This is a genomic window from Couchioplanes caeruleus (assembly GCF_003751945.1).
In the GTDB taxonomy this organism is placed as follows: domain Bacteria; phylum Actinomycetota; class Actinomycetes; order Mycobacteriales; family Micromonosporaceae; genus Actinoplanes; species Actinoplanes caeruleus.
In genome coordinates, this window is record NZ_RJKL01000001.1 from 5,158,968 (window position 1) to 5,175,794 (window position 16,827).

At 72.0% G+C, this 16,827-nt stretch carries 14 protein-coding genes and 3 pseudogenes; 13 read left to right on the plus strand and 4 right to left on the minus strand.

From position 1 onward, the window contains the following. Nucleotides 1–48: 48 nt before the first annotated feature. Nucleotides 49–900: a DUF3109 family protein gene (locus EDD30_RS23015; RefSeq protein ID WP_071810040.1), complete on the minus strand. Its 852-nt coding sequence runs from the start codon at nucleotides 898–900 to the stop codon at nucleotides 49–51. 142 nt (nucleotides 901–1,042) lie between these two features. On the opposite strand from EDD30_RS23015, the gene EDD30_RS23020 reads away from it, so the two are divergent. Beyond that, on the plus strand, nucleotides 1,043–1,876 hold the full coding sequence (locus EDD30_RS23020; RefSeq protein ID WP_071810034.1) for a sugar phosphate isomerase/epimerase family protein: 834 nt from the start codon (nucleotides 1,043–1,045) through the stop codon (nucleotides 1,874–1,876). Here the strand turns inward: EDD30_RS23020 and EDD30_RS23025 are convergent. Next, nucleotides 1,863–2,399: a CGNR zinc finger domain-containing protein gene (locus EDD30_RS23025; RefSeq protein ID WP_071810035.1), complete on the minus strand. Its 537-nt coding sequence runs from the start codon at nucleotides 2,397–2,399 to the stop codon at nucleotides 1,863–1,865. The genes EDD30_RS23020 and EDD30_RS23025 overlap by 14 nt on opposite strands. A gap of 116 nt (nucleotides 2,400–2,515) precedes the next feature. Here EDD30_RS23025 and EDD30_RS23030 point away from each other — a divergent pair, with 116 nt between their 5' ends. The 5 genes and pseudogenes from EDD30_RS23030 to EDD30_RS23055 form a co-directional block, all read left to right on the plus strand. After that, nucleotides 2,516–3,436: a proline dehydrogenase family protein gene (locus EDD30_RS23030; protein WP_071810036.1), complete on the plus strand. Its 921-nt coding sequence runs from the start codon at nucleotides 2,516–2,518 to the stop codon at nucleotides 3,434–3,436. A 177-nt stretch (nucleotides 3,437–3,613) separates the two neighbouring features. After that, the gene (locus tag EDD30_RS23035) at nucleotides 3,614–3,829 is read left to right on the plus strand and encodes a helix-turn-helix domain-containing protein (protein ID WP_071810037.1); all 216 of its coding nucleotides are present in this window, start codon (nucleotides 3,614–3,616) and stop codon (nucleotides 3,827–3,829) included. A 244-nt stretch (nucleotides 3,830–4,073) separates the two neighbouring features. Beyond that, the gene (locus EDD30_RS23040) at nucleotides 4,074–4,175 is read left to right on the plus strand and encodes a 30S ribosomal protein bS22 (protein ID WP_007465623.1); all 102 of its coding nucleotides are present in this window, start codon (nucleotides 4,074–4,076) and stop codon (nucleotides 4,173–4,175) included. Nucleotides 4,176–4,245: 70 nt separating this feature from the next. Next, a pseudogene (locus EDD30_RS23045) lies at nucleotides 4,246–5,313 on the plus strand (NAD-dependent epimerase/dehydratase family protein); the annotation flags it as partial. A gap of 698 nt (nucleotides 5,314–6,011) precedes the next feature. Continuing rightward, a pseudogene (locus tag EDD30_RS23055) lies at nucleotides 6,012–6,848 on the plus strand (lysophospholipid acyltransferase family protein); the annotation flags it as partial. 164 nt (nucleotides 6,849–7,012) lie between these two features. On the opposite strand, the gene EDD30_RS23060 reads toward EDD30_RS23055, so the two are convergent. Both EDD30_RS23060 and EDD30_RS23065 read right to left on the minus strand, forming a co-directional pair. Beyond that, nucleotides 7,013–8,155 carry a DUF5667 domain-containing protein gene (locus EDD30_RS23060; protein ID WP_071809864.1) on the minus strand — a complete coding sequence of 381 codons (1,143 nt, stop codon included), beginning with the start codon at nucleotides 8,153–8,155 and terminating at the stop codon, nucleotides 7,013–7,015. A 181-nt stretch (nucleotides 8,156–8,336) separates the two neighbouring features. Then, a pseudogene (locus EDD30_RS23065) lies at nucleotides 8,337–8,924 on the minus strand (ECF subfamily RNA polymerase sigma factor, BldN family); the annotation flags it as partial. Nucleotides 8,925–9,581: 657 nt separating this feature from the next. On the opposite strand from EDD30_RS23065, the gene EDD30_RS23070 reads away from it, so the two are divergent. From EDD30_RS23070 to EDD30_RS23100, 7 genes are all read left to right on the plus strand, one after another. Further along, the gene (locus tag EDD30_RS23070; RefSeq protein ID WP_071809867.1) at nucleotides 9,582–11,099 is read left to right on the plus strand and encodes an AMP-binding protein; all 1,518 of its coding nucleotides are present in this window, start codon (nucleotides 9,582–9,584) and stop codon (nucleotides 11,097–11,099) included. Then, nucleotides 11,096–11,344, plus strand: a complete 249-nt coding sequence (locus tag EDD30_RS23075) for a glutaredoxin family protein (protein WP_071809860.1) — start codon at nucleotides 11,096–11,098, stop codon at nucleotides 11,342–11,344. Before EDD30_RS23070 ends, EDD30_RS23075 begins: the two co-directional genes overlap by 4 nt. A 10-nt stretch (nucleotides 11,345–11,354) precedes the next feature. Beyond that, nucleotides 11,355–11,996: an HAD family hydrolase gene (locus tag EDD30_RS23080; RefSeq protein ID WP_071809858.1), complete on the plus strand. Its 642-nt coding sequence runs from the start codon at nucleotides 11,355–11,357 to the stop codon at nucleotides 11,994–11,996. Between the two features lie 243 nt (nucleotides 11,997–12,239). Then, nucleotides 12,240–12,974 carry a redox-sensing transcriptional repressor Rex gene (locus tag EDD30_RS23085; RefSeq protein ID WP_071809856.1) on the plus strand — a complete coding sequence of 245 codons (735 nt, stop codon included), beginning with the start codon at nucleotides 12,240–12,242 and terminating at the stop codon, nucleotides 12,972–12,974. Continuing rightward, on the plus strand, nucleotides 12,971–14,266 hold the full coding sequence (locus tag EDD30_RS23090) for a glutamyl-tRNA reductase (RefSeq protein WP_071809854.1): 1,296 nt from the start codon (nucleotides 12,971–12,973) through the stop codon (nucleotides 14,264–14,266). The genes EDD30_RS23085 and EDD30_RS23090 overlap by 4 nt, the downstream gene beginning before the upstream one ends. Further along, complete coding sequence (hemC, locus tag EDD30_RS23095; RefSeq protein ID WP_071809852.1) at nucleotides 14,263–15,192, plus strand: hydroxymethylbilane synthase; 930 nt, start codon at nucleotides 14,263–14,265, stop codon at nucleotides 15,190–15,192. Before EDD30_RS23090 ends, hemC begins: the two co-directional genes overlap by 4 nt. Then, nucleotides 15,189–16,775, plus strand: coding sequence for a bifunctional uroporphyrinogen-III C-methyltransferase/uroporphyrinogen-III synthase (locus tag EDD30_RS23100; RefSeq protein WP_123678473.1), 1,587 nt, complete (start codon nucleotides 15,189–15,191; stop codon nucleotides 16,773–16,775). The genes hemC and EDD30_RS23100 overlap by 4 nt, the downstream gene beginning before the upstream one ends. Nucleotides 16,776–16,827 lie beyond the last annotated feature (52 nt).

A 16,827-nucleotide genomic window follows, 5' to 3' on the forward strand; every position in this document is an offset into this window, starting at 1 on the left:
CTCTGCGCGGGCATGCTCCGGCCCGGCTGCGCCCGGCTGCCACCGCTACTACTGCGTCTCGGCGGCGGGGGGTGTCGCGGGTTCGCGCCCGCCGCGCTTCTTCGGGGCCCGGGACGCCTCCGCGGCGACGGTGGCCGGGTGCGGCGCGACCATGCGTGAGGCGACCCGGGCGTCGCAGAGCCGGGCCAGCTCGGTGTAAGCCTCCTGGCCGATGAGCGCGGCCAGCTCCGGACCGTACGAGCGGTACATCGGCTCGGTGCCCACGTGCGCGTCCGGCGAGGAGGTGCACCACCAGTCCAGGTCGTGGCCGCCCGGGCCCCAGCCGCGGCGGTCGAACTCGGTCAGCGTGGAGAGCAGATACTTGGTGCCGTCCGCGCGCTTGGTCCAGTCCTGTTCCCGGCGTACCGGCAGTTGCCAGCACACGTCGGGCTTGTAGGTCAGCGGGTGGACGCCGTCGCGCAGCGCCTGGGCGTGCAGGGCGCAACCGCCGCCGCCCGGGAAGCCGGCGTCGTTGAGGAAGACGCAGGGGCCGTCGTCGGGCTGGGTGGCCGTACGTCGGGCCGGCTTGGCGCCGTCGATGGTGTCCATCTCCGTGTAGTTCTTGAACCCGCGCCGGTAGTGCTGCCAGTTCTCGGGCGTCAGCTTGGCAGCCGCCTGCTTGGTCCTGTTCTCGTCGTCGGCGTCGGTGAAGAACGCGCCGTGCGAACAGCATCCGTCCTGCGCGCGCCCGGCGATGATGCCGTGGCAGGCGGAGCCGAACACGCACGTCCACCGGGACAACAGCCAGGTCAGGTCGGCGCGGACGACGTGCTGCCCGTCGGCGGGGTCGACGAACTCGATCCACTCGCGAGGGAAATCGGGCTCGACCTCGCGGGCGCGGGCTGCTGCCGCGTCGTCCATGATGATGCGGAGCTGGGTGCGGCGACTCACCTGCGACAGCGTACGCGCGCCCGCCGGCCAACCGCGCTCAGCGGGCCGGTTTGTCCTCATGTATACCGACCGAGGAACTGGCAGCCGTGCCGGACGGGTCTACCCTTGACGCGTGGCTTCCCATGTCCCCGTGATCCTTTCCAGCTCCTCCGTCTTTCCCGAGCCCACCGCGGCCACGTTCGAGATGGCGGCGACGGTGGGCTACGACGGCGTCGAGGTCATGGTCTGGACGGACGCCGTCAGCCAGGACGCCGGCGCTTTGCAGGGCCTGGCGAAGCACTACGGCGTGCCGGTCCTGTCGGTGCACGCGCCGTGCCTGCTGGTGACCCAGCGGGTGTGGAGCCCCGACCCGTGGGAGCGGCTCGGCCGGGCCGCCCAGCTCGCCGAGGCGCTCGGCGCGCCGACCGTGGTCGTGCATCCGCCGTTCACCTGGCAGCGCGACTACGCCCGCAACTTCGCCCAGGGGCTGGCCAAGGTGCAGGCCCGGCATCCGGACACGACCTTCGCGATCGAGAACATGTACCCGGTGCGGATGGCGGGGCGCACCTTCGTCCCGTACGTGCCGGGGTGGGACCCGACCGAGGCCGGCTACGACGCGTACACGCTGGATCTTTCGCATTGCGCGGCCGCGCGGACCGACTCGCTGGAGATGGCCGACCGGATGGGTTCCGGGCTCAAGCACGTCCATCTGGGCGACGGCACCGGGGAGGGCCGGGACGAGCATCTAGTGCCCGGCCGGGGCAACCAGCCGTGCGCCGAGCTGCTGCGGTCACTGTCCAGCCGCGGATTCCGGGGTTCCGTCGCGCTGGAGGTGTCGACCCGCAAGGTGACCAGCCGCGAGAAGCGGGTGCAGGACCTGCGGGAGTCGCTGGAGTTCGCCCGCCGTCACCTCGCCCCGGCAGGCTCGGCGGCCCCGGCCGTCACCTCCGACGTCAGGCGGGGGTGAGGGTGGCGGCGCGCTTGCGGGCGCGGTGTGCCGCCACATGCGAGCGGGTGGCGCAGCGCTCGGAGCAGAAGCGGCGGCAGTTGTTCGACGACGTGTCCAGGTAGACGTTGCCGCAGCGCTCGTCGGCGCAGATGCCGAAGCGCGCGCTGCCGTACTCGCACAGCCAGACCGACAGGCCCCAGACCGCGCCCGCCAGGAACTCGGCGCTCACCGACGCTCCCCGGCTGGTGACGTGCATGTGCCAGTCGTTGGCGTCGTGGCCGGAGATGCGCGGCTGCACCGGATGCACCTCCAGGAGCGCGTTCAGCTCGGCGACGGCGTCCGTGTCGCGGCCGGAGGTGCCGTACTCGAAGACTTCGCGGAGCCGGCGCTGGGCACGGCGGAATGCCGCGAGATCCTTCTCGGTGACCTCGTCGCCCATCCAGCCGAGCTCGCCGCCGAAGAGCGCCCGCAACCCGGCGAGGTCGTCGAGCCTCGCGTTGACAAGCTCCACCGCCGTGCGTGCGTACGCATCGAAGTTCACCCGACAACGGTAACCGCCCGGGTCCCGGACCGACATGGTCGGCGTGCCGGGCCGGGCACCATTGGCGGTGGCGGCTCCGCCGCATCCTGCTGGGACACGGGCGATACGCTCGCCTCATGCTCCGATCCGTCTTCCTCGCCGCCGCCCGGTCATCCCGGATGGAGCGGCTGATTTCGACCGCCCCCGTCACCAAGGGGATCGTCACGCGGTTCGTCGCCGGCACGGGTGTCGACGACGCTCTGCGCGTCACTAGCACGCTGGCCGGCGACGGCCTGGCAATCACTCTGGACTACCTCGGCGAGGACACGCTGACGGCGGAGCAGGCGACGGCCACCAAGGATCAGTACCTCACCCTGCTCAAGGAGCTCAAGGGCGCCGGGCTGACGCCGGCGGCCGAGGTCAGCCTGAAGCTCTCGGCCATGGGTCAGAAGATCGACGACCGGATGGCGTACGAGCACGCGCGCGCGATCTGCGCCGCGGCGGTCGAGGCGGGCACCACGGTGACCCTCGACATGGAGGACCACACCACCACGGACTCGACGCTGGAGATCCTCGCCGAGCTGCGCAAGGACTACCCGAGCACGGGTGCGGTGCTGCAGGCCTACCTGCGGCGCACCGAGGGCGACTGCCGGGAGCTGTCCGCCGCCGGGTCGCGGGTGCGCCTCTGCAAGGGCGCGTACGCCGAGCCGGAGTCGGTTGCGTACCAGTCTGCGCTCGACGTGGACAAGGCATACGTGCGCTGCCTCAACATCCTGATGTCGGGCGAGGGCTATCCGATGATCGCCTCGCACGACCCGCGGATCATCGCCATCGCCGAGGACCGGGCCCGCTGGTTCGACCGGCGCCCCGACGAGTTCGAGTTCCAGATGCTCTACGGCATCCGCCCGGAGGAGCAGGCCCGGCTGGCGGCCGCCGGCCACACCGTGCGCGTCTACGTCCCGTACGGCGACGAGTGGTACGGCTACCTGATGCGCCGCATCGCCGAGCGCCCGGCAAACCTGGCGTTCTTCGGCAAAGCACTCACGAGCAAGAAGTAGGTCACCTTCCGGGATAAAACCCGCGTGTCGCCTTGACTTTTTGTAGCCATTTCACGGAACGCATCGCCCTGGTAACAGACGTCTCGATACCGTACTGATGACACGCGCGCCCACCGCCGCGGCGCAAGGCCTGTCCGGCCGCGGCGGAGGCGCCTGCGAAAGGATCGGTGCGAGGAGATGACGGGTCCAGCAGCCCAGACGGAGGAGCGCCTTGCCGAGGTGCGCTTCCTGACCGTGGCCGAGGTTGCCGCGCTCATGCGGGTCTCCAAGATGACCGTCTACCGGCTGGTGCACGGCGGCGAGCTGAGCGCCGTACGGGTGGGCCGCTCGTTCCGGGTGCCCGAGCACGCCGTGCACACCTATCTGCGAGGAGCCTTCTCGCAGACCGCGTGACGGAGCGGAGGGTTCGGCGGAGCTGGTGACGGCCGGCCGTGGGCGTCCGGGCCGGTGCGGTCCGGGCGTTCGCGCGAGGGGCCGTGTTGGTCCCCCGGAGGCCGGGCCGCTACGCTGGAGCGGTTCGCCCCGTGATACCCGTGTGCGTTTGGGCGCCACGGCCGAGGGGCAAACCGTTGTCAGTCCGGTCGGCGCGCCACTGCGTGCGCAGCGACCGGCCCACATGGTTCGAGAGGCATGACGTATGGGCTCCGTGGTCAAGAAGCGCCGCAAGCGTATGGCGAAGAAGAAGCACCGTAAGCTGCTGCGCAAGACCCGCGTCCAGCGTCGCCGTCTCGGCAAGTGACGCCCGGCCGGGTCACTGACCCGGCCCGCTCACCTGCCTTCCCCCCAAGCCGCACGTGAGAGGCGCGCCTGTGGTGTCGTCCGAAGCCGCGGCCCCACCGCGGGTCGTCGTGGTCACCGGGGTGAGCCGCTTCCTCGGCGCCCGGGTGGCGTCCCGCCTCGCCTCCGATCCCCGGATCGAGCGTGTCATCGGCCTGGATCCGCATGATCCGCCGCCGGCCCTCACGGGCCTGCTGACGGACGTCGAGCTGATCCGGGCCGACGCGCGTGCGGCCACCGGCGCCATCGCCGAACTCGGCGCCGAGGCGGTCGTCCACCTCGCGATCACCAGCGCGCCGGACCCGCACCATGGCGGCCGCGCGGCGATGAAAGAGCAGAACGTCATCGGGACGATGCAGCTCCTGGCCGCCGCCCAGGGCGCCGGCCGGCTGCGCAAGCTCGTGGTGCGCTCGTCCACGGCGGCGTACGGCGCCTCGTTCCGCGACCCGGCCGTCTTCACCGAGGACACCGAGCCCCGCGCCGTCCCGCGAGGCTCCTTCGCTCGTGACATCCTCGACATCGAGGGCTACGTGCGGGGCTTCCGCCGCCGTCGTCCCGGGGTGTCGGCGACCGTGCTGCGCTTCGCGCCGTTCCTCAGCGAGACCGCCGAGACGTCGCTGACCCGCTACTTCGCCCAGCCCGTGGTGCCGACCGTGCTGGGCCGCGACGCCCGCCTCCAGTTCGTGCACGTCGACGACGCGCTGGAGATCCTGCACCGCTCGGTGGTCGAGGACCATCCCGGCACCTTCAACGTGGCCGGCGCGGGGGTGCTGATGCTCTCGCAGGCCGTGCGGAGGGCCGGTCGGGTCGCCGTACCGTTGCCGGAGGGGACGCTGTCCGCCGTCGCCGCCCTGGCGCGCAACGTGGGTGTCGGCGAGATCGGCCTGGACCAGATCGACCTCTTCGTGCACGGCCGCGTGGTGGACACCGCCCGGCTGGTCAAGGAGTTCGGGTTCACGCCGCGAAGCACGGCGGCCGCGTTCGACGACTTCATCAAGGGCCACCGCGACGGTTCCTCGCTCACGGCGGACCGGCTGGCCGCGGCCGAGCGGGCCATCCTCGACGGGATCCGCCGGGTCCGCGCCGCCGCTGCCGGAGAGCCGGCCGACGACTCGGACGCCGCCGGCGGGCCGGTCGATGACTCGGACGCCACCGGCGGGTCGGGCGACGACCGTGCCAGGGCCGGTGCACCGGTCGATCACCGTGAGGCCGTCACATCATGAGCCAGGACGAATACCACGCGTCGCTGCCGGGCCACGCCGACTTCACGCTGCCGCAGGCGTCCCCGCCCAAGCCGGTGAACGGCAAGCGGCCCATCCCGATTCCGGACCCGCCACCGGCGGCCCGCCGCTCCCGTCGCCGGCCCACTGCCGCTTCGGCGGCTTCGACCGCTTCGGCGGCTGAAAAGTCAGAGAATCACGAGACCGCGGAGCCGGCCGGCGACGACGGACAGGACGCCGGTCCGAAGCCGCGGAGGCGCAAGGCGCCTGGTGGACGTGGCAAACCCGCCACCGGCACGCCCGCCACCGGCACTCCCGCCACCGGCACTCCCGCCACCGGCAGGCCCGCTAGTGGCGCGCCCGCCAGTGGCGCATCCGCCAGTGGCGCATCCGCCAGCGGCAAACCCGCGAGCGGCACGTCCGGCCGCCGCCCAGCGGCCCGGCCGCCCAGGTCGCCGAATCCGCCAGAGACGCCCTCTCGGGAAAGTGCTGTCCCACCCGCGCCGGTCGCCACGGCCGGAACGGAGATCTCCGGGTCCGGCTCGCCCGGGCCTCGCGCGACCGAGCCCCGGAGCACGGTGGATGTGTGGGACCAGCGGATCGCCCGGGGGCTCTCGTTCCTGCGGCGCCGGCTCGCGGGTGCCTACGAGATCGACGAGTTCGGGTTCGACCCCGAGCTGACCGATGCGCTCTTCCACCCGATGCTGCGCGTGCTCTACCGCGATTGGTTCCGCACCGAGGTCTTCGGCATCGAGAACGTTCCGGAGGCCGGTGGCGGTCTCGTCGTCGGCAACCACTCCGGCACCGTGGCGCTGGACGCCCTGATGCTCACCACGGCGTTGCGGGACAAGCATCCGGTGGTGCGGCACCTGCGCCTGCTCGGGGCGGACCTTGTGTTCCGGATGCCGGTGCTGTCCGAACTCGCCCGCAAGGCCGGTGCGACCGTCGCCTGCAATCCGGATGCCGAGCGGCTGATGAGCAGTGGCGAGCTGGTGGGCGTCTTCCCCGAGGGCTTCAAGGGAATCGGCAAGCGCTACTCGGAGCGTTACAAACTGCAACGGTTCGGCAGAGGCGGGTTCGTGTCGGCGGCCCTGCGGACCGGCACCCCCATCGTGCCCGTGGCGATCGTCGGCGCCGAGGAGATCTATCCGATCCTGGCCGATCTCAAGCCGCTCGCCCGGCTGCTCGGCATCCCGTACTTCCCGGTGACGCCGACCTTCCCGTGGCTGGGCCCGCTCGGCCTGGTGCCGTTGCCGAGCAAGTGGATGATCGAGTTCTGCCCGCCCATCCCGACGGCGCACCTCACCGAGTACGCGGACGATCCGATGGTGGTCTACAACCTCGCCGACCAGGTGCGCGAGACCATTCAGGTAACGCTCTACTCGCTGCTGGAGAAGCGTCCGGACCCGTTCGGCCGCTGACTCTCGGTCCGGAGAAGCGGTGAGTCTCGGCCCGGAGATGCGGTGACGAAGGCCGACAGAGAACCGGACAGACAGACGCTACAGTACGCGGTGAGGGGCGGCCCCGACTCTTGAGTCGGCACCGCCCCTCGCCATGTATGAAGCCTCGTGGCCCGGGATCAGTCGTTGTCGAAGATGCCGCCGAGCAGGCCGCCGAGCAGCCCCTTGTCCCCGGTGGCCGGGTTCAGCGGGTCGTCGGAGATCACCGGCGCCGGGTCGACCAGGACGCCGTTTCCGGACGGGGCGGACGGGCCGCCGGTGCTCGGCACGCCGACCTTGTCGCCTGATCCCGGCGTCGCCGGCGTTTCGTCGCCGGACTGGGACTTCGCCGACTTCTTGTCATCGGAGTCCGGCGTCTTGTCGCCCTGCGCCTGGCCCTGCCGACGCTCCGAGGCCGAGGCGCCCGCCCGGCAGGACTTCAGCTTGGGGCCGAGCGCGTCGCTGCCCGACGGGGTGACCGAGTCGCAGGCCAGCCCGTCGCGCAGGTTCTCGGTGCGCTGCTCCACCGCGTCGAGCAGAGTCAGTGACTCCGTGGCGCGCGCCCGGTTGGCCGGGTCGAGCCGCCCCTGGGCCGAGGTCAGGACCCGGCGCTGGCGGTCGACGAACGAGTCGACGGAGGCCAGACCGGCCGCCTCGCGGCGGGTGACCGCCGCCGAGTGCAGCAGCTTGACGCCCTGCTTGGTGTCGGCGTCCATGTCGTCCAGCGCGTCGCGGAACTTGGGGTCGTCGCCGTCCATCTCCGCCGCCTCGGTGAGGCGGTTGCGGGCGAACGTCAGCGAGAGCTGCCCGCGGGTGACGTCGGATCCGGCCATGGCGAGCTGGGCGCGCTCGGTCGAGCGCTTGACCCCGTAGAGGGCGTCGCCCGGTGCGGCGTTCTCGCTCGCCGCGGAGATCCCGGAGACCGCCATCGCGCCGGCGGCGACGCCGATGACGATGGCGCCGCGGGCGCGGATCCGCCGGCCGGCCTGGCCGAACAGCTTGCGGGCGGGCTCGGTGATGTCCGGCTCCGGTTCGGGCGCGGTGGCCGTCGATCCGATGCCGTCGCGCTCGGCGGTGGCGACGAGCATCGCCCGTAGCCCCATCCGGAACTCGGGGTCGACGTGAGCGCCGGTCCGTGCCGCGGAGAGGCTGTGCCCGATGGCGACCAGCTCGGCGAGTTGCTCGTCGTCGACCTGGCCCCGGACGTGGTGGCGACGGTGGGTCTCGTCGAGGAGCTCCGCGAAGCGCTCGGCGCTCCGGCGATCGAAGAAGTCGAACTTCATCGCGGGCACCTCCCTTCGCTCGTGAGTGACTCGCCGGCGGCTGTGCCGGCGAGCGCGACGGAACCGGCGGACCGTTGGTCCACCACGGGTCGCACCCGGACAAACGCTTGACGGGCGGGGCCGGTTACGGGTGCGACCTGCGCCACAGCGGTGGGAGAGATCGACATAGGGGAAATTGCCGTCACCACTGGAAGCCTTCGGGCAGGAGCCGGGCGAGGGCCCGGACGGCCCGGTACTGGAGGGCCTTGATCGCGCCCTCGTTCTTGCCCATGGTCCTGGCGGTCTCGGCGACGGAGAAGCCCTGCAGGAAGCGGAGAACGATGCATTCCTGCTGCTCTGGGTTGAGCTGCTTGACCGCGGTCAGCAGCGCGACGTTGGTGATGTGATCCACCACGGCGGCCTCGGGACTGCCCTCGGGGCCGCGGTCCTCGCGGTCGGCGTCGAGGACGTCGCCGGTGGTGACCTCGAGCCGGTAGCGGCCCGACTTGAAGTGGTCGGCGACCAGGTTGCGGGCGATCGTCACGAGCCAGGCGCCCAGGTCGCGGCCCTGCCAGGTGAAGCTGCCGATGCGCTTGAGGGCGCGCAGGAACGTGTCGGAGGTCAGATCCTCGGCGAGCTGGCGGTTGCCGACGCGGAAGTAGACGAAGCGGAAGACGGTGTCCACGTACCGGTCGTAGATCAGGCCGAAGGCGGCGGAGTCGCCGCCCTGCGCGCGCTCGACCAGCGCCCAGACCTCGGCGGCGGCGTCGCCCGGGTCGGGGCGCGCCGGATATTTGGGCGGCTCGGACTCGCTGGGCGGGCCGGTGGTGCTCTGGGTCGGCACCACCACGGCCTGGTCACCGTCCGCCGCGCCGGTCCGGCGCTCGGGGCCGGCCTGCTGCGGAGGCTGCGGCCGGCCGGGTACGACGACCCGGCCCCCCTTGACGTTCCCGGTCGGGGGGAGGTGCCGGCTCGGCGACTCATTGATGTGCGGCCGGTTCCGGGTCCGCTTGGGTCCGTCGCCACGGATCGCGTTGGCGACGCCCTCGCGCAGGGCGTTCAGCCTCTGCGGCACGTGTGCGTATGCCGCGAAGATGTCGCGGCCGTACGGGTCGCCGGCGTACACATGACTCACTGCGCCTCCTTGACCCGGCGGGCCGTCGATGAGTAGAGGTCCCGAAAGGGGTCCACAACAAAACGGGGTGAAGCGGCCCCAGTGGAGTGGCCGACCTCACCCACAGATGTGGACTCCGTTACACAGATCGGAAGTATTGCGGAGTCCGCACACAGCGAGTCGCACACTGTGTGCGCCGCGCGAAATTATGCCGAAGTGGCGCAGACGCGACATCGGTTACTTCTGCCACGATGTAGGGCACCCTCGCATCGGGCGCGGACAGGCTGTCCGCGCCCACCCGTTCGGGTGTCCTTTGTGTCAGACTCGGGCCTCGTGGGAGATCTCACCGAGGAGCCGGCCCGTGACCCGGTGCGCGAGGCCGCGCGGCAACGTCCCGGCGCCGCCGCTCTGATCGCCGGCGACACCGTGCTGACCTGGTCCGACCTGGACCGCCGGGTCGAGCGGGCGGCGCGCCGGCTCGCCGCCGGCACCAGGCCGGGTGACCGGGTGGCGATCATTCTCGGCAACACGCCGGACTTCGCCGCCGCCTACTTCGGGGCGCTGCGGGCGGGTCGCGTCGCCGTGCCACTCAACCCCGGCTACACCCCGGACGAGGTGACGTTCGCGCTGGCCGACAGTGGGGCGGTGCGGGTGGTCGCCGACGACGAGGTGCTGGGTCGGTTGCGGTTGGCCGAGGGGGTAGCCGTACCGTCGCCGTCGCTTCTCGTCGATGACGGCCCGGAAGCCGCGGCAGATCCGCCGGCCGCGACGGAGCTCGCGGTCCTGCTCTACACGTCGGGGACGAGCGGGCGGCCGAAGGGCGCCATGCTCACGCACCGTGCTCTCGCAGCCAATCACGAGCAGTTGCAGCGAATCGATCCGCCGGTGCTCGGGCCCGACGACGTCGTGCTGCTGGCGATACCGTTCTTCCACGCGTACGGGCTCAACACCGGCCTCGGTGCCGTCGCCCATCACGGCGCGTGCGGCGTGCTCGTCGACCGGTTCGACCCGGCCGAGACCCTTGCCTTGATCGCGGAACACCAGGTCACCACCGTGGTCGGCGTGCCGTCGATGTATACCGCGTGGTCGCGGGAAGAGCGGCCCGGCTTCGCCTCGGTGTGCACCGCGGTGTGCGGCGCGGCGCCGCTGGACCCCGACACCGCCGCCCGCTTCGCCGCTGCCACCGGCCGGACGCTGCTGATCGGATACGGCCTCACCGAAGCCGCACCCGTCGTCACCACGACTGCGGTGAGTGACCGCGACAAGGTCGGCTCGATCGGTCGTCCGCTGCCCGGCGTCTCGCTGCTCCTGCGCGCCGCGGACGGGACCGTGCTGTGGCGCGACGGCGCTCCCACCGCCGCGCCCGCCGACGACCTCGAGATCGACCTGGAAGAGGCCGACGGGACCGATCCGGGCGAGATCGTCGTCCGCGGGGACAACCTGTTCTCGGGATACTGGCCCGACGGGCACGGTGGCCCGGACGCGGACGGCTGGTGGGGCACCGGTGACGTCGCCTACGCCGACGCCGCCGGAGACCTGGTGCTGGTCGACCGGATCGGCGAGCTGATCCTGGTCAACGGGTTCAACGTCTATCCGGCCGAGATCGAGCGGGTGCTTGATGCGCATCCCGGCGTCGCCGAGTCGGCCGTGATCGCCGTGCCGGACGCGCAGACCGGCCAGGCGCCGTACGCATTCGTGGTTCCCGCCCTCGACCCCGCCCCGACCCCCGCCGAGCTGCAGGTCTTCTGCGCCGCGCAGCTTGCCCGCTTCAAACTGCCGGCCGGCATCGAGCTGGTCGGCGAGCTGCCGCACTCCGCGATCGGCAAGGTACGCAAGGGAGCCCTCCGATGACCCGCCTGACCCTGATCAGCCGCACCGGCTGCCATCTGTGCGAGGAGGCCGAGCAGGTGCTGGACCGCATCGCCGCCGGCCAGTGGACGCGGGTGGAGGTCTCCGACTCGGTGGAACTGGAGCGTGACTACGGCGATCGGGTGCCGGTGGTCATCCTCGACGGCAAGGAGCACGGCTACTGGCGGGTCGAGGAGGAGCGACTGCTGCGGGATATGGCTCGACCGCCGGGGGCCCCTCGCCTGTAGCCTCTCGGCCGTGGCGCGTACTCATCTTGTCTGGGACTGGAACGGCACCCTTCTCGACGACCTCTCGCTCGTCGTCTCCTCCTCGAACCACACGTTCGCCTCGGTCGGCGGGCGCAGCGTGGACTCCGACGAGCACCGGCAGCGCTTCCGGCGCCCGGTGTCGGATTTCTATGCGGAAATCCTCGAGCGGGCGATCACCGAGGAGGAGTTCGAGGAGCTCGACCGGATCTTCCACGAGGCGTACCGGATGGGCCTGACCACCATCCCGCTCGTCGCCGACGCCGAGGCCGCCATCAAGTCCTGGTCCGGCACCCAGTCGCTGCTCTCCATGTGGTTCCACGACGAGCTCATCCCGGCGGTGGAGTCCCGCGGCCTGGCCGGCGTCTTCGCCCGCATCGACGGCCGGCCCACCGAGATCGACGGCGGCCTCAAGGCCGGCCACCTGGCCCGGCACCTCGCCGAGCTCGGCATCGGTGGCGAGCAGGCCGTGCTGATCGGCGACTCGATCGACGACGCCGACGCGGCCGCCTCGGTCGGTGCCCGCTGCGTGCTCTACAGCGGCGGCTTCACCGATCCGGCCCGGCTCCGCGCCTCCGGTACGCCGGTTGCCGACACCCTCCTCGACGCGGTGGCCCTCGCCAAGTCCCTGTGACGCTCGTCGGTATTTCGACGGTGGTGGCCGGCAGGGGGTCGAACCGGTAATACTCGGACGGGTGTCGGCGTGCGGATAGCACGTTGACTCGATCTTTGTCCAGTTCCGCTATCAAGATCGCGATTTGTGCACGCCTTCACAAGCGCCTACTCTGTGACTCCGACGAGCCCTGCTACCACAGCCGGTCCATCCAGGCCACAGAGGGCTCACCGCAGGTTCGCCACCTTGTCGGCACGGAGTCAGATGAGTCAGCAGCGTCAAGGAAACACGCCCGGCAACGCCGGTGCGGTGCCCGCCTTCCCGGACCTCCCGGAAGCGACGATCGCGCGGCTACCGGAATACCTTCGCGCCCTGCACCACCTCGCCGAGTCCGGCTCGGAGACGGTCTCCAGCGAAGGCCTCGCCACCGCGGCCGGGGTCAACTCCGCCAAGCTCCGCAAGGACCTCTCCCACCTCGGCTCGTACGGCACCCGCGGCGTCGGCTACGACGTCGCCCTGCTCATCGACCAGATCGAGTACATCCTGGGCCTCGACCAGCGCCGCGCCGTCGCGCTGGTGGGTGTCGGTAACCTCGGCCACGCCCTCGCCGGATACGACGGCTTCGCCAGCCGCGGATTCCGCATCGTCGGCCTCTTCGACGCCGACGTCGAGCGGGTCGGCAAGACGATAAACGGCCTGCCGGTGCGGCACATCGACGAGCTCGGCCGCGCCGTCGTCGAGGAGGGCATCACCATCGGCGTGATCGCCACCCCGGCCGGCGCCGCCCAGGGCGTCGCCGACGAGCTCGTGGCCGCGGGTGTCACCAGCATCCTCAACTTCGCGCCCTGCGTGCTGTCGGTGCCGGCCGGCGTCGACGTCCGCAAGGTCGACCTCGCCATCGAGTTGCAGATCCTCTCCTTCCACGAGCACCGCAAGGCCTCCCTGACGGCCTTGCCCGGCGGGCGCGTGGGCGGTAACCAGGAGGCGGTCGGGTCGTGAACCTGCTCAGCGTCGGCGCGTCGTACCGCACCGCCGGGGTCGGCACCCTCGAGCGCCTCACCATCGCCGGCCCCGACATTCCCGCCGTGCTCCACAAGCTCGTAGCCCAGCCGTACATCGGCGAGGCGGTCGTCCTCTCCACCTGCAACCGCGTCGAGGTGTACGCGGCGGTCTCCGGCTTCCACGGCGGCCTCGGCGACGTCTGCAACGTGCTAGCCGAGCAGTCCGGCATCGGGGCCAACGAGCTCGCCGGCCATCTCTACGTGCACTACGACGAGGCGGCCGTGCGTCACTCGTTCCGGGTGTCCTCGGGTCTCGACTCGATGGTCGTGGGCGAGGCGCAGATCCTCGGGCAGCTCCGTGATGCGTACCACGCCGCCACGGAGGCCGACTCGGCCGGCCGCCTCCTGCACGAGCTGATGCAGCAGGCGCTGCGGGTCGGCAAGCGCGCACACGCCGAGACCGGCATCGACCGCGCCGGGCAGAGCGTGGTTTCCGCCGCCCTCGACGTCGCGGCCGACGCGTTCGGCGGCGACCTCAGCGGACGGCCGGGCCTGGTGATCGGCGCCGGTGCGATGGGCGCGCTCTCCGTGGCCACCCTCACCCGCACCGGCGTCGGGCCGCTACGCATCACCAACCGCGGCGCCGAGCGGGCCGCCCGGCTCGCCGAGGCGTACGGGGCCACCGCGGTCGAGTTCGCCGACCTCGACGCCGCCCTGCGCGACGCCGACGTGGTGGTCTGCGCCACCGCCTCGACCGAGCCCGTGCTCACCGCCGCCCGGCTGGCCGGCCGCGAGCGCCCGCTGGTCGTGCTCGATCTGGCCGTCCCGCGCGATGTCGCCCCCGACGTCGCCGGCCTGCCGAACGTCACGGTCGTCGACATCGACGGTCTGGCCACGAGCCGGCGCACCATGCCGGCCGCCGCGGAGACCGCCGCCGTCGAGCAGATCGTCGCCACCGAGGTCGAAAACTTCCTGGGCTGGTTGCGCGGCGCCGACATCGCCCCGACGGTCGCGGCCCTGCGCACGCGCGCGGACGAGGTCGTCACGGCTGAGCTGCGCAAACTCTCCGCCCGGCGGCCGGAATTCAGCGAGGAGCAGCGGGCGGACATTTCCCGTACCCTGCACCGGGTCGTGCAGCAACTGCTGCATTCGCCCACCGTACGGGTTCGCCAACTTGCGGCGGAGCCCGGCGGCGACCAGTATGCGGCCCTGTTGCGCGAACTCTTCGACCTCGACGTTCCGCACGCCACCCAGGCCGACGCCGTGCCCGAGATCGGAGGACAAGCGTGAGGAGTCCGCTGCGCCTCGGCACCCGCGGCAGCGCGCTGGCGCTCGCCCAGTCCCGGATGGTCGCCGACTCGCTGACCGCCTCTTGTGGCGTGCCGGTCGAGCTCGTTCGTATCGTGACCCCGGGAGACCGTTCGGCCGCCCCCGTCACCCAGCTCGGCGTCGGCGTTTTCGTCTCCGCACTGCGCGACGCGCTGCTGGCGGACGAGATCGACTTTGCGGTGCACTCGTATAAGGACCTGCCCACCGGTTCGCATGGCGGGTTGCACATCGCCGCCGTGCCCCAGCGCGAGGACCCGCGCGACGCGCTCGTCGCCCGCGACGGGAAGACCCTCGCGGAGCTGCCGCCGGGTGCCACCATCGGCACGGGCGCGGTGCGCCGAATCGCGCAACTGCATGCTTTGGGCCTACAGTTGCAGGTCACGCCGATTCGCGGCAACGTCGACAGCCGCATCGCGCGGGTGCTCGGCCCCGAGGCCGACCTCGACGCGGTCGTCCTCGCGCGGGCCGGCGTGGCGCGTCTCGGCCGGACCGCCGAGATCACGGAGACGCTGGACCCGATGCTCATGCTGCCCGCCCCGGCCCAGGGCGCGCTGGCGGTGGAGTGCCGGTCCGGCGACGCAGACCTGGTCGAGCTGCTGGGAGCACTCGATCATGCACCGTCCCGCGCCGCCGTCACGGCGGAACGGGCGATGCTTGCCACGCTCGAGGCCGGGTGCTCCGCCCCGGTTGCGGCACATGCCGAACTCGCCGAAGGCGACGACGGCGACGAGATCTACCTGCGCGGTGCGGTGATCAGCCCGGACGGGGCCCGAGCTGTCCGGCTGTCGCGCACCGGAACGCCCGCCGACGCGGCGGAGATCGGCAAAGCGCTAGCCGCCGATCTCCTCGAAGCCGGCGCCGACACCCTGATGGGGAGCACAGAATGACCACCCGCACCGCCCGCAAGAGCGCGGGACGCATCGCGTTCGTCGGCGCCGGACCCGGCGACCCGGGGCTGCTGACGCGCCGGGCCCACGACACCCTCGCCGACGCCGACCAGGTCGTCTACGACCGCGGCGTCCCCGAGTCGCTGCTTGCGGCGATCAAGGCGGAGGCCAAGGAAGACACCCAGTTCAGCCCGGCCGAGGGCGCGCCCGGCGACGTCGCCAAGGTGCTGCTCTCCGCCGCCAAGTCCGGCCTGTCCGCCGTGCATCTCGTGGCCGGCGACCCGTTCGGGCACGAGGTCGTGGTTCGCGAGGTGCAGGCCGTGGCGCGCACGGCGGTGCACTTCGAGGTCGTGCCCGGTCTCGGCCAGGCGGAGGGCGTCGCCACGTACGCGGGCGTCCCGCTGCCCGGCGTCCGCACGGTCGCCGACATCGACGACGTGACCGCGGTGGACTTCGACGCGCTCGCCGGCGCGGCCAAGAAGGGCTCGTTCGCCGTGGCGGTCGACGCCGGCGACCTGGCCGCGGTCCGAGACGGCCTGCTGGCCGCGGGCGTCGAGCCGGGCACCGCCGTCGGCGTGACCGGCGACGGCACCGGCGAGACGCAGTACACGACCACGTCGACCGTCGACAGCTTCGTCGCGGCGGCGCTGGGCTTCACCGGGCGCGTCGTGCTCACGGTCGGCGCGGACGTCGCCGAACGCGACAAGCTGAGCTGGTGGGAGAACCGCCCGCTGTACGGCTGGAAGGTCCTCGTGCCGCGGACCAAGGAACAGGCCGGGGCGATGAGCGCCCGGCTGCGGGCGTACGGGGCCATCCCGTGCGAGGTCCCCACGATCGCCGTCGAGCCCCCGCGCACCCCGGCCCAGATGGAACGGGCGGTCAAGGGCCTCGTCGACGGCCGCTACGCCTGGGTGGTCTTCACCTCGGTCAACGCGGTCCGCGCGGTCTGGGAGAAGTTCGCCGAGCACGGCCTCGACGCCCGCCACTTCGGCGGCGTGAAGATCGCCTGCATCGGCGAGGCGACGGCCGACGCGGTCCGCGCCTTCGGCATCCAGCCCGAGCTGATCCCGGCGGGCGACCAGTCCAGCGAGGGCCTGCTGGCGGAGTTCTCGCCGCACGACGAGATCCTCGACCCGGTCGGCCGGGTGCTGCTGCCGCGCGCCGACATCGCCACCGAGACGCTGGCCGCCGGCCTCATCGAGCGTGGCTGGGAGGTCGACGACGTCACGGCCTACCGGACCGTCCGCGCGGCCCCGCCGCCGGCCGAGATCCGCGACGCGATCAAGTCGGGCGGCTTCGACGCGGTGCTGTTCACCTCGTCCTCGACGGTCCGCAACCTGGTGGGCATCGCGGGCAAGCCGCACGCCCGCACGGTGGTCGCGGTGATCGGCCCCAAGACGGCCGAGACGGCGACGGAGTTCGGCCTCCGGGTCGACGTCCAGCCGCAGCACGCCTCGGTACCGGACCTCGTCGAGGCGCTCGCGTCCTACGCGGTCGAGCTCCGCGAGAAGCTGGCCGCAATGCCCGCGAAGCAGCGGCGCGGGTCGAAGGTGCAGGGACCGACGGCTCTGCGGTTCCGCTAGCAGGTCTTTCCGGGCCGGACGCCTCAAGGTGACCGGCCCGGAGCGCTTTCCG

Bases quoted from the DNA above. Each gene is read 5' to 3' on its own strand.
- EDD30_RS23030 (WP_071810036.1), top strand. From the start codon at position 2,516: ATGCTCCGATCCGTCTTCCTCGCCGCCGCCCGGTCATCCCGGATGGAG.
- EDD30_RS23085 (WP_071809856.1), top strand. From the start codon at position 12,240: ATGAGTCAGCAGCGTCAAGGAAACACGCCCGGCAACGCCGGTGCGGTG.
- EDD30_RS23100 (WP_123678473.1), top strand. From the start codon at position 15,189: ATGACCACCCGCACCGCCCGCAAGAGCGCGGGACGCATCGCGTTCGTC.
- EDD30_RS23040 (WP_007465623.1), top strand. From the start codon at position 4,074: ATGGGCTCCGTGGTCAAGAAGCGCCGCAAGCGTATGGCGAAGAAGAAG.
- EDD30_RS23035 (WP_071810037.1), top strand. From the start codon at position 3,614: ATGACGGGTCCAGCAGCCCAGACGGAGGAGCGCCTTGCCGAGGTGCGC.
- EDD30_RS23015 (WP_071810040.1), bottom strand. From the start codon at position 900: ATGGACGACGCGGCAGCAGCCCGCGCCCGCGAGGTCGAGCCCGATTTC.
- EDD30_RS23060 (WP_071809864.1), bottom strand. From the start codon at position 8,155: ATGAAGTTCGACTTCTTCGATCGCCGGAGCGCCGAGCGCTTCGCGGAG.
- EDD30_RS23075 (WP_071809860.1), top strand. From the start codon at position 11,096: ATGACCCGCCTGACCCTGATCAGCCGCACCGGCTGCCATCTGTGCGAG.